General features: G+C 38.4%; 19 protein-coding genes. 16 read left to right on the top strand and 3 right to left on the bottom strand.

Going from position 1 to position 22,691, the window contains the following annotated elements; translation table 11 throughout:
• Positions 1-120 precede the first annotated feature (120 nt).
• Both ABN080_RS08135 and metC read right to left on the bottom strand, forming a co-directional pair.
• The gene (locus tag ABN080_RS08135) at positions 121-789 is read right to left on the bottom strand and encodes a DedA family protein (RefSeq protein WP_340895121.1); all 669 of its coding nucleotides are present in this window, start codon (positions 787-789) and stop codon (positions 121-123) included.
• 123 nt (positions 790-912) lie between these two features.
• Positions 913-2,103, bottom strand: a complete 1,191-nt coding sequence (metC, locus tag ABN080_RS08130) for a cystathionine beta-lyase (RefSeq protein WP_349440797.1) — start codon at positions 2,101-2,103, stop codon at positions 913-915.
• A 328-nt stretch (positions 2,104-2,431) separates the two neighbouring features.
• Between metC and exbB the strand changes: the two genes are divergently transcribed.
• From exbB to yedF, 14 genes are all read left to right on the top strand, one after another.
• On the top strand, positions 2,432-3,451 hold the full coding sequence (exbB, locus tag ABN080_RS08125) for a tonB-system energizer ExbB (RefSeq protein WP_349440796.1): 1,020 nt from the start codon (positions 2,432-2,434) through the stop codon (positions 3,449-3,451).
• A gap of 6 nt (positions 3,452-3,457) precedes the next feature.
• Entirely contained in the window at positions 3,458-3,886 is a 429-nt protein-coding gene (gene exbD, locus ABN080_RS08120; protein WP_072069444.1) for a TonB system transport protein ExbD, read from the top strand.
• Positions 3,887-5,803: 1,917 nt separating this feature from the next.
• Positions 5,804-6,928 carry a hydrogenase 2 small subunit gene (hybO, locus tag ABN080_RS08115; protein WP_349440795.1) on the top strand — a complete coding sequence of 375 codons (1,125 nt, stop codon included), beginning with the start codon at positions 5,804-5,806 and terminating at the stop codon, positions 6,926-6,928.
• Positions 6,925-7,938 (top strand): hydrogenase 2 operon protein HybA, encoded by a 1,014-nt coding sequence (gene hybA, locus ABN080_RS08110; protein ID WP_036911746.1) that lies wholly within the window; start codon positions 6,925-6,927, stop codon positions 7,936-7,938. Before hybO ends, hybA begins: the two co-directional genes overlap by 4 nt.
• Positions 7,925-9,106 (top strand): Ni/Fe-hydrogenase cytochrome b subunit, encoded by a 1,182-nt coding sequence (gene hybB, locus ABN080_RS08105; protein WP_072069442.1) that lies wholly within the window; start codon positions 7,925-7,927, stop codon positions 9,104-9,106. The genes hybA and hybB overlap by 14 nt, the downstream gene beginning before the upstream one ends.
• Positions 9,103-10,806, top strand: a complete 1,704-nt coding sequence (gene hybC / locus ABN080_RS08100) for a hydrogenase 2 large subunit (protein ID WP_072069441.1) — start codon at positions 9,103-9,105, stop codon at positions 10,804-10,806. The genes hybB and hybC overlap by 4 nt, the downstream gene beginning before the upstream one ends.
• Positions 10,806-11,294, top strand: a complete 489-nt coding sequence (locus ABN080_RS08095) for a HyaD/HybD family hydrogenase maturation endopeptidase (RefSeq protein WP_072069440.1) — start codon at positions 10,806-10,808, stop codon at positions 11,292-11,294. The genes hybC and ABN080_RS08095 overlap by 1 nt, the downstream gene beginning before the upstream one ends.
• Positions 11,291-11,785: a hydrogenase-2 assembly chaperone gene (gene hybE / locus ABN080_RS08090; RefSeq protein ID WP_196553521.1), complete on the top strand. Its 495-nt coding sequence runs from the start codon at positions 11,291-11,293 to the stop codon at positions 11,783-11,785. The genes ABN080_RS08095 and hybE overlap by 4 nt, the downstream gene beginning before the upstream one ends.
• Positions 11,786-11,847: 62 nt before the next feature.
• Positions 11,848-13,062: a hydrogenase nickel incorporation protein HypB gene (hypB, locus tag ABN080_RS08085; RefSeq protein WP_349440794.1), complete on the top strand. Its 1,215-nt coding sequence runs from the start codon at positions 11,848-11,850 to the stop codon at positions 13,060-13,062.
• Positions 13,053-13,319: a hydrogenase maturation factor HybG gene (hybG, locus tag ABN080_RS08080; RefSeq protein ID WP_196553523.1), complete on the top strand. Its 267-nt coding sequence runs from the start codon at positions 13,053-13,055 to the stop codon at positions 13,317-13,319. Before hypB ends, hybG begins: the two co-directional genes overlap by 10 nt.
• Complete coding sequence (hypD, locus tag ABN080_RS08075) at positions 13,306-14,442, top strand: hydrogenase formation protein HypD (protein ID WP_072069436.1); 1,137 nt, start codon at positions 13,306-13,308, stop codon at positions 14,440-14,442. The genes hybG and hypD overlap by 14 nt, the downstream gene beginning before the upstream one ends.
• On the top strand, positions 14,439-15,458 hold the full coding sequence (gene hypE, locus ABN080_RS08070; protein ID WP_349440793.1) for a hydrogenase expression/formation protein HypE: 1,020 nt from the start codon (positions 14,439-14,441) through the stop codon (positions 15,456-15,458). The genes hypD and hypE overlap by 4 nt, the downstream gene beginning before the upstream one ends.
• 210 nt (positions 15,459-15,668) lie before the next feature.
• Entirely contained in the window at positions 15,669-16,895 is a 1,227-nt protein-coding gene (gene yedE, locus ABN080_RS08065) for a selenium metabolism membrane protein YedE/FdhT (RefSeq protein ID WP_075674241.1), read from the top strand.
• Entirely contained in the window at positions 16,892-17,134 is a 243-nt protein-coding gene (yedF, locus tag ABN080_RS08060) for a sulfurtransferase-like selenium metabolism protein YedF (RefSeq protein ID WP_072069433.1), read from the top strand. Before yedE ends, yedF begins: the two co-directional genes overlap by 4 nt.
• Positions 17,135-17,205: 71 nt before the next feature.
• Here yedF and rdgC read toward each other — a convergent pair whose 3' ends face one another.
• Positions 17,206-18,114 (bottom strand): recombination-associated protein RdgC, encoded by a 909-nt coding sequence (gene rdgC / locus ABN080_RS08055; protein ID WP_072069432.1) that lies wholly within the window; start codon positions 18,112-18,114, stop codon positions 17,206-17,208.
• Between the two features lie 1,328 nt (positions 18,115-19,442).
• On the opposite strand from rdgC, the gene ABN080_RS08050 reads away from it, so the two are divergent.
• Both ABN080_RS08050 and ABN080_RS08045 read left to right on the top strand, forming a co-directional pair.
• A complete protein-coding gene (locus ABN080_RS08050) occupies positions 19,443-20,621 on the top strand; it encodes a porin (RefSeq protein WP_231619330.1) in 1,179 nt (392 codons plus the stop codon).
• 83 nt (positions 20,622-20,704) lie between these two features.
• A complete protein-coding gene (locus ABN080_RS08045) occupies positions 20,705-22,660 on the top strand; it encodes a bifunctional 2',3'-cyclic-nucleotide 2'-phosphodiesterase/3'-nucleotidase (protein WP_197269551.1) in 1,956 nt (651 codons plus the stop codon).
• Positions 22,661-22,691: the final 31 nt, after the last annotated feature.

The following is a 22,691-nucleotide window of genomic DNA, read 5'->3' as shown; positions in this document are numbered from 1 at the left end:
AATGGATTTTTAGTCAGATATTAATAGATTAGGAGATAAAACAATGAACAACTGAACTTTTGAAGTCTTAGATGATTAAAAACGCCATTATAATGTTTAAAATAATGGCGTTTTTTTGAATTACTTATTACTGGGGCTATTTTTACGATGGCGAATATACATTACGATAGAGCCAATTAAACCTGCGCTTAAGAGCAATACAGGCAGTGTCATCAAAATATTCATCACTAATGTTTCATGCTTTTGAATAAAGGGAATTAAATTCAATACATAACCTAGTGACACAATAATACCCACCCACAAAAAGCCACTTAACCAGTTAAATATTTGAAAGCGACGTTGTTGCAATTCGGATAAGCCTGCTAACGTTGGTAATAATGTTCGTACAAAACCGATAAAGCGACCAATTAATAGTGCATACAAACCTTGGCGATGGAAAAGATCATTTGCCTTATGGTGATATTGCTCAGGTAATTGAGCCATCCAACGTTTAACTATTTTTGTATCACTTAACCAGCGACCTTGTAAAAAACCAAGCCAACTCCCAATACTGGCGGCAGTACCTAATATAATGATTGTCGGAAAGAAGTGTAAAACATCTTTTGCAATTAAGGCACCGCAAAGAATAAGCAGTGTATCTCCTGGTAAAAATGCTGCGGGTAACACCCCATTTTCCAGCATAATAATAACAAAAAGAACAATATAGATAACCCATAACACATTAGGATTAGCCAACACCATATAATCGTGTTGCATTAATGCGTGAATTATCTCTTTTAATGTACCCATTAGCGAACTCGCATTAAAAAGAACTTTATGTTCGCTATTCTAACGCAAAATAAAGATAACAGTTTGATTTAATCCCTGTGGAACCACAGGGATAGATTTTTTTTATAAAAATTTAATGATTAATTAAGAAATACGTAAAAATGCGTGTTCAAGATCTTCAATTAAATCATCTACATTCTCTAATCCAATATGAACACGGAATAATGTGCCAGTAAATGTAGGTTGTGTTTCATATTGGCGCATTGCTTTAATGTCATTAGGTTGATAACCCAAAATTAAAGATTCAAATCCTCCCCATGAGAAAGCCATTTTAAATAATGAAAAGTTATCTAAAAAAATCTCAAATTCTTCTGGCGAGAGGTTTTTTTTCAAACTAAAAGAGAATAATCCGTTACTGCCTGTGAAATCACGTTGGAAATATTCATGTCCTGGGCAAGAAGCTAGCGCAGGGTGATAAACGTTATCAACTAATGGATGCTGTTTTAGCCAACGAGCAACTTCCAATGCGCTTTGCTCATGTTGCTTCATTCTTACTGGTAATGTTCTTAATCCTCTGGCTGCCATATAAGCCGTATCAGGATCAACACATTGTCCTAATAGATAGGCATTTTCTCGTAACTGTTTCCAACAGCGTTCATTCGCTACAGCAAAACCTAACATGCCATCAGAGTGGCCATTAATATACTTTGTGGCAGATTGGATTGAAATATCGACACCAAAAGTCAGTGGTTTAAGTAGCAATCCTGCCGCCCAAGTGTTATCAATCATAATAATGATTTCAGGATTATATTGGCGAACTGAGCTGACTATTCCTTGTAGATCTTGAATTTCCATCGTGATTGAACCGGGGGATTCAAGAAAAACAATTTTTGTTTCAGGTCGCAGTAGTTGACTGATATTTCTACCTATTAATGGATCAAAATAGGTTGTTGCGACTGAAAACTTACGTAAAATCTGATCACAAAAGTTTTGCGTTGGATCATAAGCTGATCCTGTCACAAGAATATGAGAGCCTTGTTCAACAAAGGCGAGTATAGACTGCGTAATAGCTGCCGCACCTGAAGGAAAAAGTGCACAACCTGCGCCGTGTTCTAATTCAGTTAAGGCTTCTTGTAAGGCAAAATGAGTGGTTGTACCTCGACGCCCATAAAAAAGTGTACCCTCAGCGCGTTTTTTGGTTGCATCACGTTTTTGTGCAACTGAATCAAAAATAACAGATGAAGTGCGTTGTATAATAGGGTTTACTGCGCCATGAGAATATTTTTTAGCTCGACCAGAAAGGAGGAGTGAGGTTTCTTGTTTTTTTAGCGTCATCCTTAATACCTTCTTTTAATTGATGGTGTGTTTACTCCACGTTAATTCATTTTTTGGATAAGTACAAAAGACGATCGATGTAGTTGATAAAATTTCACGTTACGTGAAATAACGATAATTTGTCTTAAAAATCGACAAATGAAAAAAAAATAGCCAAATAGTAATGATAATTACTATCAAAATGCTTCATGTTTGATATCATTTGAGCGTTTTCTCTTTCCTGATGGCAAACAGGATGATTGTAAGCGAACGATTTTGGGTAAGTAGTGACGGAAAACGTCATTGCTGAATAAATAAATAGATAAAAAAGAGAGTAAAAGGCCAACTGATGCGTAATTTGACAGCTTCTATTCTATTGGCAATCGGTCTGACAGGCTCTGCTTTTGCGGATACGACTCCTGCCACACCAACTGAACAGCCAACTACTGCTGCCGTTTCTTCAACAGCTTCTACACAGGGAACTGCTACAACTACAACACCAACAACAGACTCATCTGCGAATACCAGCAATGAGGCTAAAGTACCGGGTTCTGAACCTGCTAAGCCTGAGGGTGAAAATACTTTACCTGCAACGGTTGAAAATGCAGAAAACACGGTAAATACTCCGTCAGCGACAGAAAATTTATCACCAGCAGTAGAGCCAGAAATGGTTGCTGGTGGTGGGTTTGCAGAAGATTTATCCGTAATGGGCATGTATCGTAATGCCGATTTAGTCGTTAAAAGTGTCATGATTGGCTTACTGTTAGCTTCTATTGTGACGTGGGCGTTATTTTTCGCCAAAGGAAGCTACTTACTCTCATTACGTCGTCGATTAAGAAATGAAACAGCGCAATTAGTTGATGCTAAATCACTCAATGATGCTTTAACCATTAGCAAAAAATTTGGTAATAAGAGTGCGACTGCTGATTTCTTTAATGATGCTGAATTAGAGCGTACTTACTCTCAAGAAAGTAAAGTGGCATCAGGCATTAAAGAACGTGTTGAAATGCGTATGGAACGTCGCGTTGCTGCCATTGTTCGTGAATTAGGCCGTGGTAATGGCTACTTAGCGACTATTGGTGCCATTTCTCCATTTATCGGTCTTTTTGGTACGGTTTGGGGAATTATGAACAGTTTTATTGGTATTGCACACTCTCAAACGACTAACTTAGCAGTTGTTGCTCCAGGGATTGCAGAAGCTTTATTAGCTACCGCGATTGGTCTGATTGCCGCCATCCCAGCAGTTATCATTTATAATATTTTTGCTCGTATGATCGCAGGTTATCGTGGTGAAATTGGTGATATTGCAACAGGTGTGGTGACATTAGTTAGCCGTGACTTAGATATCGAAAACAGCAAAGCAAGGTAATGAATTATGGCAATGCGTCTTGGTGATGATTCAGGTGATGATAATGAATTACATGATATCAATGTGACGCCTTTTATTGATGTCATGTTGGTTCTGCTCATTATCTTTATGGTAGCCGCGCCTTTAGCTACCGTTGATATAAAAGTAAATTTACCCGCTTCAAGTGCAAAACCACAGCCACGTCCTGAAAAGCCTGTTTATTTGACTATTAAGTCTGATAAGCAAATTTTCATTGGTGAAGAGATGGTCACGCATGAAACGATGGCTAATGTGTTAGATACGATGACACAAGCAAATAAAGAGACCACTATCTTTTTCCAAGCAGATAAAAGCGTTGATTATGAAACGTTAATGGCTGCCATGGATTCGTTAAGAAAGGCAGGGTATCTCAAAGTTGGATTAGTAGGGATGGAAACAGTCTCTACAGGTGGATAAAGTTTAGAAATACGCCATCCAACTAAGTATTATTACGCTATTTTAAAAGCACTTTATTTATCGTTGTAAAATGATGAATAAGGTGCTTTTTTATTGTACAAAAAATTATACTTATATTTTTTATTGTTTTTAGTTATTAATGAGACAATTAATAAAATTGAGTTAGAATAAAATTTAGCTTTAGTGTTGAATAATATTAATAATAGATAGGTTAATTTTAAGAATAAATAATTAATTAAGTTACTTGGTAATAACGAGCTGAATCAATTAATGCTAAGTAGATATTATTATTTCAACTTACCTTACATTAATATTCATTAACTCTTCATTTTTTTTCACTTTTTGATTTATTGATATTTTCTTTTTTAAGTTAAATTTCTCTATAACCATATGATTAGTAATGTTTTTGTATAAATTTGATTTAAGTGTAAAAATACTTGCGCAAAAAATCTTATTGGATATAATGCATCCACGTTACAAATTGAAATATTCTGTAACGTACAAGAACGCCTAATTTGTTTATTATCTAAGTTATCCGTATTTGGATACTTATTTTTTTATTGCACCAGGTAGACCGTTGTTTTCAGTCATTCCAATTTCTGATAAGTAGATTTTATTTACTTATTCAAACCACTTCTTATTTTTGATAAGCGGTGAGTAAAATAAAACGTGAAAGGCAGAGAACTACACATAGCATTTTATTATTTTAATAAATTTAAAGGCCATAACATTTCGGTGTTATGGCTTTTTATTTTGTTGACTGATTCTATTTTTATCATTATTTTTGTCGTTCCTGTCGTTCCTGTCGTTCCTGTCGTTCCTGTCGTTCCTGTCGTTCCTAAATTTTAGTCTAAAGGGGAGATGCTTTGCTTTGGGTTTATCTCTTATTCTTTATAAGGTCTTTGTTAGATTGAAAACTACAACCAGTTAACAAAGTGCTTTTCTATTTTTTAGATTTATGACCACTTCTTTTATCTATTCTCACAAAAAAAAGAAATATGCTTTATTTGGGGATTTTTTATCGATAGTTTGTGCTTTTTTTATCCACAATAACAACAAGGATTTAACATGAAAATTTATTTAGGCTAATTTCATTATAAACTCGATATGTTATAAAATAACTTAATGTAATTATCGCGATATGTTACTAATTAGTAATAATTAATGATCTTATCTTTTGAATGTTATCACACATCAATATGTATTTAATTTTATAACGATTTTACGTTAGGATATTAGCTTATTCCAAAAGCGAATATACATATAACTATATGAAAAATGATAAGAAAAACAGGTTAATTTATGATTAAAAAGTAAACAGAATCATAATGATTAAAAAATAATAACAAATGAAGATTGGATAAATTAGTAATTAAAATAGACTGAAATTAAATATATTAATGTAATGATTTCTTGTTTATGAAATGCAATTTTTAACATTATTTATGATGTAATATAAAGGTTGATAATATGAAAACAAGAGTCATCATTATAATTAAAAAATATATTAAAACTTATCTTTAATAAATTTTTTTAGAAAATTGAAAATATTAATTATTAATTTTGTATTATTTTAAATATATTGTCTTATAAATTGAGTATTTTTTGGCTTGTTTGTATCACATTGATTTATAATGACTAATAAAATTTAATCTCCCTGATTATTGAGATAATGAGAATTATTTCTATTTAAATTATCATTATTAAATAGCATTTTAATAATTTTAAAATGACGAAATATATAAAATATAGGCGTTAAACCTTATATTGCTGAAACGTTTTTACTCACATAAAAGAATAATTTATTTTTTAATGAATTATCGCTTGATAATGATCAAGTCATTATTGTGTCGGAGTGTTAAAAAGGCGGTGTTTTAAAATTATTCCAATTAAAAATCATCATATCAGGAGAGATATATGGCCTTGGGGAATAATGTTTTTTCCCATCATGGTATTAATCGACGCGATTTTATGAAATTGTGTGCTGCGTTGTCAGCTACCATGGGATTAAGCGGCAAAGCAGCCGCAGAAATGTCAGAAGCAATGGCGTCATCTGAACGCCCGCCCGTTATTTGGATTGGTGCTCAGGAGTGTACAGGGTGTACGGAGTCTTTATTACGCGCAACTCACCCGACTCTGGAAAACCTAGTACTTGATGTTATCGCACTTGAATATCATGAAGTGCTTTCTTCAGCTTTTGGTGATCAAGCTGAAGAAAATAAACACAATGCGATGGAGAAATATAAAGGTAAGTACGTTCTCGTTGTCGATGGTTCAATCCCAGACAAAGATGGCGGTATTTACTGTATGGTTGCAGGAAAACCTATTCTTGAGCATATCAAAGAAGCCGCTGAAGGGGCTGCTGCGATTATTGCGATTGGTTCATGTTCTGCATGGGGTGGTGTACCAGCAACTGGGGGTAACCCAACAGGTGCTAAATCATTGGAAGCAATTTTACCGGGTAAAACCGTTATTAATATTCCAGGATGTCCACCAAATCCACATAATTTCTTAGCAACTGTTGCACATATTATTACTTTCAACAAATTACCTAAGTTAGATAGCAAAAACAGACCGCTTTTTGCTTATGAGCGTTTAATTCACGAAAACTGTGAACGTCGCCCTCATTTTGATGCGGGTCGTTTTGCTAAAGAATTTGGTGATGAAGGTCATCGCCAAGGTTGGTGTTTATATCATTTAGGCTGTAAAGGCCCTGAAACCTATGGTAACTGCCCAACATTGGAATTCTGTGATGTCGGTGGTGGAATTTGGCCTGTGGGTATCGGTCATCCTTGTTACGGATGTAACGAAGAAGGGATTGGCTTTACTAAAGGTATTTTCCAATTAGCGAATGTTTATCAGCCAACACCAAAAGCGCAAGTACCTGATGTTAATGCGAAAGAAGGTGGTGGCGTGTCTTATGGTGCTGCGGGCTTGCTCGGTGCTGTCGTAGGTGCTGTCGCCGGTGTCAGTGTGATGGCGGTGCGCCAATTAGGCCGTGACAAGAATGCCACAGGAGCCTCACAGGAGGATAAACGGTGAATAGGCGTCATTTCTTTAAGCTGGCATCAGGTGGGGTTCTCCTTGCGGGAATGGCTCCCACTGCGAGTCATGCTGCGGCGCAGAACCGTCCCCCAATTCCTGGGTCTCTCGGTATGCTCTATGACTCTACATTATGTGTAGGCTGTCAAGCATGTGTCACAAAATGTCAGGAAATCAATCACCCGGAGCCAATGGAGCGTGGTGATACTTACGCCAATGGTGATCCGATTTGGTCAAACAATGACAAATTAAGTCCTTACACAAATAACATTATTCAAATTTGGCGTGATGGTACTGGTGAAAATAAAGACCAACTGGAAAACGGTTATGCCTTTATTAAGAAACAATGTATGCATTGTGTCGATGCAAACTGTGTTTCTGTTTGTCCTGTTTCTGCGTTAACCAAAGATCCAAAAACCGGTATTGTCCATTATCACGCAGATATCTGTACAGGTTGTCGTTACTGTATGGTGGGATGCCCTTATAACATTCCAAAATACGACTATGACGATCCATTTGGTAAGCTCTATAAATGTGAGCTTTGTAACCAAAAAGGTGTTGAGCGTTTAGACAAAGGCTTATTACCAGGTTGTGTTGAAGTGTGCCCAACAGGTGCGGTTATTTTCGGTACACGAGAAGAATTGCTTGAAGAAGCAAAACGTCGTTTAGCGAAAAAAGCGGGTGAGGAATACCATTACCCACGTCAAACCATTAGTGGTGGCGATACTTATCTGCATAAAATTCCTGAATATCAAGATCATATCTATGGTGAGTTTGAAGGTGGCGGTACGCAAGTCATGGTACTTTCAGCGGTACCTTTCGACAATTTAGGTATGCCAGAAGTAGCACCATTATCTACAGGTGCGCGTTCTGAACATATTCAACACACGCTTTATAAAGGCATGGTATTACCAATAGCAGCCCTTGCAGGGATCACCTATTTGGTTAACCGTAATAGTAAAAAACAAGAGCAAGAACACCACAAGGAGGATAACGATGTCGAGTCATGATCCTCGTCCACTTGGCGGTAAGTTATTTACTCTCGCTGTAAGAGTGTTTTTACCGCTTGCTGTGCTCGGCTTTATTCTTATTGGTAAGCGTTTGGTATTAGGTCTGGGTGATGTCTCTGACCTGAATGGGGGATACCCTTGGGGTATTTGGATTGCTTTTGACTTATTGATAGGAACAGGCTTTGCATGTGGCGGTTGGGCACTTGCATGGGCTGTTTATGTCTTTAATAAAGGTGAGTTCCACCCATTAGTGCGTCCTGCATTATTAGCGAGCTTGTTCGGCTATTCATTAGGTGGTTTATCCATTGCTATTGATATTGGTCGTTATTGGAACATGCCTCACTTCTTTATGCCACAATACTTTAATGTTAACTCAGTGTTGTTTGAAACAGCGACCTGTATGACCATCTATATTATGGTGATGGCATTAGAATTCTTACCTGCGTTATTAGAACGTTTAGGCTGGAAAGTGTCGTTGAAACGTCTTAACAAAGCGATGTTCTTTATTATTGGTCTTGGTGCTTTACTGCCAACCATGCACCAATCCTCAATGGGGTCATTAATGATTTCAGCGGGTTGGAAAGTACATCCACTGTGGCAATCTTATGAGATGTTACCTGTTTTCTCCCTGTTAACTGCTTTTCTTCTTGGTTTCACTATCGTTATTTTTGAAGGTTCTTTGCTAAAAGCAAGCCGCACCATGAATGATGATGAAACACCACTATTTACCAAGTTAACTAAAGTAATCGAAGTGCTACTGATTGCGTTCTTGGTCTGTCGTTGGGGTGAAATTATTTGGAACGGTAAACTGAGTTATATCGGAAATGGAGATATGTTCTCGTGGTTATTTATTGCTGAAAGTGCATTGTTATTACTTCCTCTTATTTTGATGCATTTAAATAATAACCGTCGTAGTCCAAAAATGCTGTTTGTCTGTGCTGTCTTTATTTTAATCGGCGCAGCAATGTGGCGTATGAACTACTCTTTAGTTGCTTACAATCCAGGCAATGGTTACCACTATTTCCCAACAGCAAGTGAATTGCTGATTTCTATTGGTTTCGTTGCATTTGAAGTAACAGCTTACATTCTTATTATCCGTTTACTGCCGGTTTTACCTGCACAAACAGACTCAAATATACAATTAAAAAAGGCTGAGGTTAAATCATGAGCCAACGCATTACTATTGATCCTATTACCCGTATTGAAGGGCATTTACGCGTCGATTGTGAAATTGATAACGGAAAAGTTGTTAAGGCTTGGTCTTCCGGTACCATGTGGCGTGGAATGGAGGAGATCCTAAAAGGAAGCGATCCTCGTGATGCATGGATTATCGTGCAACGTATTTGTGGTGTTTGTACGACAGTTCACGCAATTGCCTCAGTACGCGCTGTAGAAGATGCTTTAGGTATGGATATTCCTGTGAATGCGCAGTATATCCGTAACTTGATTTTAGGTTCACATATCATCCATGACCATATCGTCCACTTCTATCAGCTTTCTGCGATGGACTGGGTTGATATCACATCAGCATTACAAGCCGATCCTGAAAAAGCATCAGCGATGTTAAAAGGGGTCTCTGAATGGCATCTGAACTCTGCCGAAGAATTCAGAAAAGTACAGAAAAAAATCCAAGGTTTAGTGGACAGTGGTCAGTTAGGTATTTTTGCTAATGGTTACTGGGGTCACTCAGCCATGAAATTGCCACCAGAAGTTAACCTAATTGCGGTTGCTCACTACCTGCAAGCACTTGAGTGTCAGCGTGATGCAAACCGTATTGTGGCTATTTTGGGCGGTAAAACACCTCATATCCAAAACTTGGCTGTGGGCGGTGTGGCTAACCCGATTAATCTTGATGCGCCAAGTGTTCTCAACTTAGAACGTTTAATGTACGTGAAAAGCTTTATCGACAAATTGGGTGATTTTGTTAACCAAGTTTATAAAGTGGATACTGCTATTTTTGCGGCTTATTACCCTGAATGGTTAAAAATCGGTAAAGGTGCTAACTACTATCTGTCTGTACCTGAATTACCAATTAATGGTAATAACACTGAATTCTTACTGTCTGGTGGTTATATGGAAGGGATTGATTTCTCTACTTATCGCCCAATTAAAGACTGGAAAGATCAGAACCTGAAAGATGGTATCGAAGAAAGTGGTAAACACGCATGGTATGAAGATGATGAACCATTAAAACCATGGGAAGGCTTAACTCGTCCTAAATACACTGGTTGGGATGAGAACAACAAGTACTCATGGGTTAAATCACCAACATTCTATGGCAAACCTGTAGAAGTTGGCACGTTAGCATGGTTAGTGTGTGGGTTAGCAGGTAAGCACGAAGGAACTGTTAGAAACTACAACGACATCAATAAGATCTATACTCAATTAACCGGTGAAACTCTGGTGACAGAGCAACTAGAATCGACTTGGGGACGCATCATTGGACGTACTGTCCATGCATGTGTGTTACAAGAATCACTGGCCTCTTTATGGCAATCATTGGTTGATAATATCGGCCGTGGTGATACAGCTGCCTTTATTAAACCAGAATTTGAACCAGGTAAAGAGTATCGTGGTGTCGGTTTCGAAGAAGCCTCTCGTGGTATGTTATCTCACTGGATCGTGTTTAAAGACGGTAAAATCACTAACTATCAGGCAGTTGTTCCATCAACATGGAATGCGGGTCCTCGTAATTTTAATGATGAACCGGGTCCTTATGAACTCTCTCTAGTGGGTACACCTGTTGCTGATCCGAAAAAACCGTTAGAAGTGGTAAGAACGATACACTCCTTTGACCCATGTATGGCATGTGCTGTGCATATGGTTGATTTAACAGGTAAAGAGCTAAGTAAGGTGAAGGTATTATAATGCGAACTCTCGTCTTAGGTATTGGTAATTTATTACTAAGCGATGAAGGCATTGGTGTTCGTATAGTAGAAGCGCTCGAAGAGCGCTTCTCTTTACCAGAGAACGTCGATGTTATTGATGGTGGCACATCAGGTATGGAAATTTTGCAAGATATTGCAGCAAGAGACCTCCTGATTGTTGCCGATGCGGTAAGAAGTAATCATGAACCAGGCAGTATTTTTATCTTACATGATGATGATGTTCCGGCACTTTTTACACAGAAAATTTCTCCTCATCAATTAGGTTTATCTGATGTATTAATGGCTTTACGTATGACGGATGAATTTCCTCGTAAGCTTATTTTAGTGGGTATTGAACCTGCATCATTAGAGCCAAGCATGTCACTGTCTGATATTGGTGAAAAATCAATGGAAATTGCGTTAGAGCACGTAGTGAATATTTTGCGTGAATACGGCATTCCAGTGACACCAAAAGAGGTAATCGCATGAGTGAATTAAGCTGGGATATCATCGGTTATGACAAACCACCAGTAGAGTTACTTGAAGCTCGTTTTAGTGAAATTGCTGAAAAAGAGATGAAAGGACTGCCTTTTTATCGTGAAGGTATTCCTGTTAAAGCAGGGGGCTTTACCTTATTTGAAAATCAGTGGATAGGCTCAGTTCTGACGCCTTGGATGTTAGAACTCGTGGTTTTTCCTGGACCTTCACAAGAGTGGCCACATCGAAAAGTGGGTGATCGTATCGGGTTAGAATTACCTTGTGGACAGATTAAATTTGTTGTCGGCGAGCTTGCGGGGGGTATGCAATATCTTGCTTGTTCATTAATGTCACCACTTGATAGGCACCTAACAGGTGAACATGCTGTTGAGTTGGTTGAAAATAGTGTAAAAATGGCACTTTCTCTTCCTGTTCAGACACAATCCGTAGCAGAAGTTGATTTAAGTCGTCGTTCTCTCTTCCGTGGTCAGTTAAGATCATAGTGTAGAAATTTTACGCGACACAGAGTCACATTCTTCTTATTGAATAGTACAGGAGTCAGAATATGTGTAGCACTTGCGGTTGTGGCGAAGGCAATGTCAGAATTGAAGGCGTAGAGCCTCATTCACATGAGCATCACCATCATCATTCTCACGACCATGATCATCACGACCACGGTCATCATCATGATCACGACCATCATGGGCATGATCACCATCATGAACACAAGGCTACTCCAGCGAATACTGTTCATAAATATATTGATAAGTCTGAACAAAAGCATAAGCATAACTACGAAACTAATGGTCAGCCTATCATTGTTCATCACCACTATTATCATAACAGCGGTGATGTTCATCTCCATTTTCATAACGATACACAGCTAAACGAAACCCCAGTTTTCCATGAGCATCATCATGGGCATGACGATCATCACCAGCATGATCATCATGAGCACGATCACTCACATAGTCACTCTCACGAACATGCTCACGATCATAGTCATGAGCATTCTCACAACCATAAGCACGATCATGAGCATGAAGAGCAATTTAGCCCAGTGATTGAAAATCAGAATATGCATTATGGCCAAGGTGAAGCAGGAACACATGCTCCTGGTATTAGCCAAAAGCGTATGCTGAAAATTGAAATGGATGTGTTGGATAAAAATAACCGCATTGCTGTTCATAACCGTGAACATTTTGAACAACAAAATGTGTTGGCATTGAATTTAGTTTCAAGCCCCGGCTCCGGTAAAACTACACTGTTAACACAAACGTTAAAACAGTTAGCACAACGAGTCCCTTGTGCCGTGATTGAAGGTGATCAACAAACCACCAATGATGCTGATCGTATCCGTGAAACGGGTGTTCCTGCAATTCAAGTGAATACAGGTAAAGGTTGTCACCTTGATGCACAAATGGTGCATGATGCGACACACCAATTAGGCTTACAAGATAACAGCGTTCTCTTTATTGAAAACGTGGGTAACTTAGTGTGCCCAGCCAGTTTTGATCTGGGTGAAAAGCATAAAGTCGCTATTCTTTCTGTCACTGAAGGCGAAGATAAACCACTGAAATATCCGCATATGTTTGCTGCAGCTGATTTAATGATTATCAACAAGATTGATTTAGTGCCCCATCTTAATATTGATATTCAATCCTGTATCGAATCTGCTCGCCGTGTTAATCCTAATATCGAAATCATTGCATTATCGGCAACCACCGGTGAAGGTATGGAAGCGTGGTTAGCTTGGTTGGAGAGTCGTTTATGTGCTTAGGTGTTCCGGCTAAGATTGTTGAGGTGGGCGAAGATGTCCACCAACTCGCTTATGCTGAAGTGAGTGGCGTTAAACGTGCTGTTAATATTTCAATGGTATGTGAAGGCGAACCCCATGAATTATTAGGTAAATGGGTGCTAATTCATGTGGGATTTGCCATGAGTATTCTTGATGAGCAAGAAGCACAAGATACCCTTGATGCATTACAGCATGTTTATGGTGTAACCCTTGAAGAGGCTGATGATGCAGTACGTTGATGAATTTCGCGATCCCGAACTTGCTAAAGCTTTGTTAGCCCAAATTCGTGAAACTATTTCACAATGGCCTCACCCTATCACACGGCCATTACAAATCATGGAAGTGTGTGGTGGGCATACACATGCCATTTTTAAATTTGGTCTAGACCGCTTATTACCAGAAGAAATTGAGTTTGTTCATGGACCAGGTTGCCCTGTTTGTGTATTACCTATGGGGCGAATTGATGCCTGTTTAGAAATTGCAGCACGTCCTGATGTGATTTTTTGCACATTTGGTGATGCAATGCGTGTGCCGGGTCGTAATGGTTCAATGCTGGATGCGCGTCGTCGTGGTAGCGATATTCGTATTGTTTACTCACCGCTTGATTCACTAAAGATTGCACAAGATAACCCTGATAAACAAGTTGTTTTCTTCGGTTTAGGCTTTGAAACAACCATGCCAAGTACTGCAATGACGCTACAACAAGCAAAATTGCGTGGACTTAAAAACTTTTCTCTATTTTGTCAGCACATAACTATCGTACCTACTTTGCGTTGTTTGTTAGAGCAAGACGATGTTCGCATTGATGGCTTTATTGCACCGGGACATGTAAGTATGGTGATTGGATGTACACCATATCAACCGCTATGTGATGAATTTGAAAAGCCTTTTGTGGTGACAGGATTTGAACCATTAGACTTATTGCAAGCTATACTGATGGTCATTAAACAGCTTAAAGCAAAAGCAGAAAATGCAGATTATGTTTTAAGTATTGAAAACCAATATAGTCGCATTGTACCAAACGAAGGTAATAAGCTGGCGCAAAAAGCGCTTAAAGATGTCTTTATGTTAAAAGAAACCAGTGAATGGCGAGGATTGGGCGAGATCCCGATGTCAGGTATTCAATTAACACCCGCTTATTCTGAGTTTGATGCGGAGTTACGTTTTACACCTGCACCACAAAAAGTAGCAGATAACCCACAATCTCGCTGTGGTGATGTATTAACAGGACGATGCAAACCTTCCGATTGCCCGCTATTTGGCAAAAGCTGTACGCCAGAAACCGCATTAGGTGCTTTAATGGTGTCATCAGAAGGGGCATGTGCGGCTTATTATCAGTATCGCCGTGAAGGTAATATATGAAACAACCTGATGAAATCACCTTAGCCCAAGGTAATGGTGGGCAAGGTATGCAACAACTGATCGAAGGCCTGTTTTTAAAAGCGTTCGATAATCCGTTATTAAATGAAAAAGAAGATCAAGCGCGGATCACGTTAAATGAGTTAACGGCTCTTGGCGATCGTCTTGCTTTTAGTACAGACAGTTATGTAATTGATCCGATCATTTTTCCCGGTGGGAACATTGGTAAATTGTCTGTATGTGGCACTGCTAACGATCTTTCCGTCGGTGGTGCTGTGCCTCGTTACCTGTCATGTGGTTTTATTCTTGAAGAAGGGCTCCCATTTGAAACCCTTGAAGTGCTTGTATTAGCGATGGCAAAAGCAGCTTCACAAGCAGGAATACAAATTGTCACAGGGGATACCAAAGTGGTTCCTCGTGGTGCTGCAGATAAGATCTTCATCAATACTGCGGGCATTGGCGTTATTCCAACCCAAATTAATTGGGCCGCAAGCAATATCAAAGCCGGTGATAAGATCTTAGTGAGTGGTACGATTGGTGATCATGGGGCAACAATCCTTAATCTTCGTGAAAATTTAGGATTAGAAGCGAATCTACAAAGTGACTGCGCTGTTCTTGAACCAATGATTGCATCTTTACGTCAAATTGAAGGTATTCGTGCATTACGTGATGCAACACGAGGCGGAGTAACCGCCATTTTGCATGAATTTGCCCAAGCCAGCGGTTGTGGCATGAATGTACATGAAAGCAAATTGCCAATGAAACAAGCCGTTCGTGGTGTGTGTGAATTATTAGGCCTTGAAGCACTTAATTTTGCTAACGAAGGTAAAATCGTTTTAGTGGTATCGCCTGACGTTGAAGCACAAGTTATTGACGCGTTACATCAACATCCTTTAGGTAAAGATGCTTGTACTATCGGTGAAGTTACAACTGATAACTATATTCGTTTAACTGGGATTTTCGGTACAAGTCGAATTCTAGACTTACCTTATAACGAACCTCTGCCTCGTATTTGTTAAACACTTCTTCCCCCACTTATAAATGAGAATTATGGCTGAATTTATAAGTGGGATAAGTTATCTGCCTGTTACAAAAACTTTGTTATAACGCAAATTTCCTTCATTTATCTGAATACTGACTCTTTGATAAAAAAATTATTGGAGTAACATGTTCGGCCAATCCTACTGCGTGGAGAGGGTCTCTCGTAGAGGTAAGCTCTAGGAAAAAACATGTCTTGGTCAGAATTTAAATCTCAATACTTGATCCGTTTTTGGAAGCCTCTTCCAGCGGTTATTGCGGCAGGTATCTTATCAACTTACTACTTCGGTTTAACCGGTACTTTCTGGGCTGTCACCGGTGAATTTACTCGCTGGGGTGGTCACGTTATGCAGTGGTTTGGCGCTCATCCTGAAGAATGGGGTTATTTTAAAATCATTGGTCTTGAAGGTACGCCGTTAACGCGTATTGATGGCGTGATGATTATTGGGATGTTTGGCGGTTGTATTATGGCAGCGCTTTGGGCAAATAACGTCAAACTTCGCCATCCTCAACATAAAATTCGTATTCTTCAAGCAGTTCTTGGTGGGATCATTGCTGGTTTTGGTGCTCGCCTAGCAATGGGATGTAACCTTGCGGCTTTCTTTACAGGTATTCCTCAATTCTCTTTACATGCTTGGTTTTTCGCGGTTGCAACGGCAATTGGTTCTTATTTCGGTGCCAAGCTTTCACTGATGCCACTGTTTCGTATTCCCGTAAAACTGCAAAAGGTCAGTCAAGCCTCACCGATTACTCAAGACAAACAACGTGCAAAACGTCGCTTTAGATTGGGAATGGTTATCTTTTTTGCCATGATTGCGTGGTCTTTAATTATTCTTTTTGATTCACCAAAACTAGGCTTTGCTATGTTAGGCGGTATTGGTTTTGGTATTTTAATTGAACGAGCGCAAATCTGTTTTACCTCTGCTTTCCGTGATTTATGGATAACGGGCAGAACCCATATGGCAAAAGCGATTATTATTGGTATGGCAGTAAGTGCGATTGGGATCTTCAGCTATGTCCAATTAGGTGCAGCGCCTAAAATTATGTGGGCAGGGCCGAATGCTGTAATTGGTGGTTTACTCTTCGGTTTCGGTATTGTACTTGCTGGTGGGTGTGAAACTGGCTGGATGTATCGTGCAGTGGAAGGCCAAATTCACTTTTGGTGGGTTGGATTGGGTAACGTTATCGGTTCTACATTATTGGCTTACTACTGGGATGATTTTGCCTCAGTGATTGCAACGGATTACGACAAGATTAATTTACTTGATACCTTTGGTCCTGTGGGGGGATTAGGTGTGACGTATCTCATGCTTGGTGTGTCATTTGTATTATTACTTTGGTGGGAAAAACACTTTTTCCGTAAAAAAGCCCAACAAGCACAATCTATTTCAACGCAGATTAATAAGGAAATCGCATGAACCAAAAAGACACTATTATTCCTGATTATCGTCTAGATATGGTCGGTGAACCTTGTCCTTATCCTGCGGTGGCAACGCTCGAAGCCATGCCATCACTGAAAAAAGGCGAAATATTAGAAGTTGTGAGTGATTGCCCTCAATCAATCAACAATATTCCGCTTGATGCTAAAAATTACGGATATACTGTATTAGATATTCAACAAGATGGTCCGACTATCCGTTATTTAATTCAAAAATAAATTTTATTTTTATTAGATAAAAAAACAGCCTAACATCGTGAATGATAGGCTGTTTTCTTGAGAAGATATGGTTACTCGGCTTCGCCACCTAAGACTTCAGTGACTCGTTCAATTAAAGCGCTTAATTCACCCGTCATTAAAACGAAGTCGGCATCAAAACGTTGGGCAAAATCGGCTTTATCGATATCATCATTTTGTTCACGTAAAGTTTCACTGAATTTAATGCGTTTGATAGAGCCATCATCACAGAGCATAAATTGAAGGCGATCTTCCCAATCTACAGAAAGTTTGGTGACAAATTTGCCTGCTTCAATATGTGTCGCAATTTCATCAGAGACTAATTCTTGTTTCTTACAACGAATAACACCACCTTCTTCTAGTACGGCTTTTAGCTCTGCTTCATCCATTAAGGTAAAACCAGCTGGAAGCTCACCTGAACGTACCCATTCAGTCATTTTTAGTTCAACTGATTCATTAAAGTTGAGTGGAACAACAGGGAGTGAGCCTAAGGTCTTTCGTAACAAGGCTAAGTTATCTTCAGCGCGTTTTGCACTACCTGAATCAACAATGACTAATTGTTTTTCTAAATCTAACCAAATAAAGGTTTGTGAGAATTTGCTAAAAGCACGAGGAAGTAGGGTATGAACTACTTCATCTTTTAGGGTCGCTTTTTCTGTTTTTTTCAGTTTGCGCCCTTGTTCACCTTCAAGTTTTTCAACTTTGTCCTGTAAGGCGTTTTTAATTACTGTAGCAGGTAAGATTTTGTCTTCTTTTCGTGCACATATCATCACGTGCTTACCAGCAACATGAATAAGCGCTTCACCACGATCGCCCATAGGTGAAACCCAACCTGTTCTGGTCATATCTTGGCTACTGCAAGGTGTGAATGCCAATGAAGCAAGCTGTTGTTCTAACTCATCCATTGACAGTGCTATCTCTTTATTTAATCGATAGACCAAAATATTTTTAAACCACAGCATCTGACATTCCCCTTAATCATTATTTACCGCATTATGATACTGAATGTTTAGGGTATCTAAAAGGTAATATCCCTTAAAAGAAAATATCCATAATGTTATTTAATAAAAAAGAAAAAAAAGCTGAAACGAATAATTAGTAAATCTACTCTATGATAATGAGTTTTATTCTTATTTGGATTGGGTTAACTAAGAATATTAATACTGAAATAACGAGATTTTTAGCACAAGCTCTTATGTGATAATAATCACATGATTTCACTTTTTAACCATTTTTTGTTTACAATATGAAATCATTTTCAGATTTATCCCTGCATTAATTTACAAAACAAAAATCTTCTTGACGCTCTTGTGTGATAATTGTCACAAAAATAGGAAAATATAAAGAGTGATTTTTCATAAATACCAACGTGATACACATCACAAATTTGAATATTTGTTTTTTAAATATCGTCAAAATAGCACGATTGGGCTTTTTATATTAACCAAGGTTATAGTTTAGATTTTATAATGTTTTATCCTGTTTCTTTGTGACTTGTACGTATTGATTAGATATTGTGATTGAATGGTATTCTTGTGCTTCTCTTTTTAATATTTGTAGTTAATTATTCTTTTTTCGAGCGAGTGTTACTCGTTACCACCAGTTAAATTGTATTTAAATGTGATTTTGCTTTTATTTAAATAAGAAATAAATATAAAGATAAAAAATTATTAATTAGGGATAACAATATTCAAATCTTTAGTGTTATTTATTTAGTGGTTAAAATTAATACTTCCTTTTAAATATATTAAATAGGGGGATAAATTTTTTATTAGCAAAAAAAAGAGTCTTGTAACAAAATGAAATCTAAAAGAAAAATCAAAAAATGTTATTTTTGAAAAGTTGATTTAGTTCAAAAAACACGTATCTTTACCTTTAATTGTGATACCTATCACTTAGGTATGTAACCATGAAATTGCATGTTGGTGTAATTGTGGGCTACATCACGAAAGAAGGGCTTTTTTTTGAGTAACATGCCAACGAAAACTCAACGACCTATTTCTTTTCCTAACAGAAATAAAAGCAATGCCCTTATTTAAATATAATGAGGATATTATTTTTGTGTCTTATTGGTGATTACGTCTGTGTCAAGGAAATTAAAACCTTTAAGAAAATTTTGTAGAGTCATAATTAGTAGCTATAAAAATTATCAATTGTGAGAGCGATTTTCTTTTTCGAAATTCGTGGCAGAGATCTTTTGTCTGAATATCAGGTCAACTATATACGGCGGTATTATTTTTGACCTTAAAGAAAATCATAAAACTATAGAAAATAGATGGGTATTTTAATCATGAAAAGCTTGAAGCCTCTAGCAGCACTGGTTGGTTTGTTGGTTCTTTCTGGATCGGCAAACGCAGTAAACGTGTATAACGATAAAGGTACACGTTTTGATGTAAACGGTCAGTTTCGTTTAAAAACACAAGTGACTAGCAAAGATCACGAAATGCGTATGCGTGATGATGGTAGCCGTATCGGTTTCTTCGGTTCACATGAACTGACTAACGACATCAAAGTATTTGGTAAATTAGAGTGGGGTTCAGATACCCAAAAAACTAATAGTGATAACAAATATACCAACTTTGATATGTTCAACCGTGTGGGTTATGTAGGTTTCTCTCACCGTGATTATGGTCAAATTCAGTTTGGTCGTACCTATATTCCGATCGACTGGGTGAAAAAATCAAGCTATGGCTATGGTAATACGGGTGTATTCTACTTCAGCGATGTATTAAGTCGTTCTGTTGGTAGTCAAAGTAATGGTGTTGGTAAAAACAACTTTATGACCCGTTTACCGCAGACTATCTTTATTGAAACTAACCGTTATGAAGGCTTTAAATTAGCCGCAACTGTAACAGGTAAAGATGGTAAAGATGAGAAAGACGGAAAACCAGGTGATCGTAAACAAGGCGATATTCGTAATGCTTACTCTATTGTTGGTTTCTATAAATCAACCTTCGGTTTAGAGTTTGATGGTGGGTACTCATCAGCAACGGGTGAACAAAACTTCTATGATGGCCCTAACAAAGGTAAGCAACCAGAGAACAGTATTTTAGCTTTTGGTGCTGAATACTTCTTCCCAGGTCGTGAGTTTTCTATCGGTTTAGACTATGGTCAATCCCGTGCTAAAAACTCTAGCAATGTAGTTGCTCAAGGTGCAGCTCCAACTAGCTCATATTCAGTTAAAGGCGACTGGAAAGCAGACCTGTATGGTGTTGGTGTGAAATGGCACTGGGATCGTATCGAAAGTGGTATGTATGCGGGTTACTACCTACGTGATGGCGATGCTAACACATACAACTATAAGAAAGAGACTTATACTGTGGGTGTAGATAAACGTTTTGCGGTATCTAAATACAACAACTTACGTTTATTCGCTGAAATGGCATACGATGATGCACGTAGTGATAGCGAAGCGTATGAAGATAAAAAACAATATATCTTCGAAACAGGTATGCGTCTGTACTTCTAGTCCTTTCAAAGAGACTGTTTAACAGAAGTAACGAAAGGAGAGCCATTTTGCTCTCCTGTTAACCAATATATAAGGGGTGTGTAATGGTTAAGAATGTGTTGAAAATTTCAACATTAGCAATGTTTGTTGCATTCAACGTGAATGCTGCGACAGTCGATCTTCGTATTATGGAGACGTCTGATGTTCACAGTAACTTAATCGACTTTGACTACTTCAAAGACAAACCAACAGAACAATTTGGTTATGTCCGTACTGCTAATTTAATTAAAGCAGCAAAAGCTGAAGCAACCAATGCGATTTTAGTTGATAACGGCGACTTGATCCAAGGTAGCCCACTGGCTGACTATCAAGCAGCTAAAGGCTTAGAAAAAGGCGAATCTCATCCAGCTCACCAGCTGATGAACACCATGGGCTACACAGTAGGTAACTTTGGTAACCATGAGTTTAACTATGGTTTAGATTACCTGAAAAAAGCCATTGCTGGTGCTAAATTCCCTTACATCAACGCCAACGTGATGGATGCGAAAACAGGCAAAAACTATTTCACACCTTATATCATTGTTGATACACCAGTAAAAGATCGTGATGGTAAAGAACACACTATCAAGATTGGTTATATCGGCTTCGTTCCACCACAGATCTTAATCTGGGATAAAGCCAATCTGGATGGTAAGGTCGTTGTAAATGATATTACAGAAACAGCGAAAAAATTCGTCCCTCAAATGAAAAAAGAGGGTGCTGACCTGATTGTGGCTATTCCTCACTCTGGTTTCGCGTCAGAGCCGTACAAAGCAATGGCTGAAAACTCTGTTTATTATTTAAGCGAAGTTGAAGGCATCAATGCAATTATGTTTGGTCACGCTCATGGCGTATTCCCAAGCAAAGAGTTTGAAGGCATTAAAGGCGTTGATGTTGCTAAAGGTACAGTAAACGGCGTTCCTGCTGTTATGCCTGGTCAATGGGGTGATCACTTAGGTGTCGTTGATATGGTTATCAATAACGACAGCGGTAAATGGGTGATGACAGAAGCAACAGGTGAAGCGCGTCCAATCTTTGATAAAGCAAACAAAAAAGCATTAGTTGAACGTGATGCTGAATTAGCTCAAATCATCGAAAAAGCACACCAAGGTACCCGTGATTTTGTGGGTAAACACATTGGTAAAGCTTCTGCCAATATGTACAGCTTCTTAGCATTAGTACAAAGCGATCCAACAGTACAAATCGTTAATGATGCACAAGTTGATTACACCAAACACTTTATTCAAGGTGATCCGAACTTAGACGGTTTACCAGTATTAGGTGCAGCTGCGCCGTTTAAAGCGGGTGGCCGTAAAAATGCACCAGCAGACTTCGTAGAAGTTGAAAAAGGTGACTTAACATTCCGTAACGCTGCAGACTTATATCTGTATCCAAACACATTAGTGGTTGTTAAAGCGACCGGTGCGGATGTTGTTGAGTGGTTAGAATGTTCAGCGGGTATGTGGAATCAAGTTGACCCTAACTCAACTAAACCACAAGAACTGATCAACTGGGATGGTTTCCGTACTTATAACTTCGATACCATTAGTGGTGTGAACTATAAAGTTGACTTAACTCAACCAGCTAAATATGACGTTGATTGCCAAGTGGTTAACAAAGATGCGAATCGTATCAAAGAAGTGACTTATGAAGGCAAACCAATCGATCCTAAAGCAACATTCCTGATCGCAACAAATAACTACCGTGGGTACGGCGGTAAGTTCGCAGGTACAGGTGAAGCGAATATTGCGTTTGCATCTCCAGATGAAAACCGTGCAATTTTAGCTTCTTATATTGCTAAACAAACTAAAGAAAAAGGTGAAGTTGCGACTAAAGCCGCTAACAACTGGTCATTCTTACCTATTAAGACTGACAAAGCGTTAGATGTCCGTTTTGAAACTTCACCAAGTGAAAAAGCAGCAGCATTTATTAAAGATTTCTCTCAATATCCAATGACTTTCGTGGAAAATGATGAAATTGGTTTTGCAATTTACAAAATCGATTTAACTGAGAAGAAATAAGCCATTAAGCCTGTCCATTCTGGGCAGGCTT

This window comes from Proteus sp. fly-1089 (assembly GCF_040138965.1).
In the GTDB taxonomy this organism is placed as follows: Bacteria; Pseudomonadota; Gammaproteobacteria; order Enterobacterales; family Enterobacteriaceae; genus Proteus; species Proteus vulgaris_B.
This window is presented reverse-complemented; position numbering and strand designations above follow the sequence as displayed.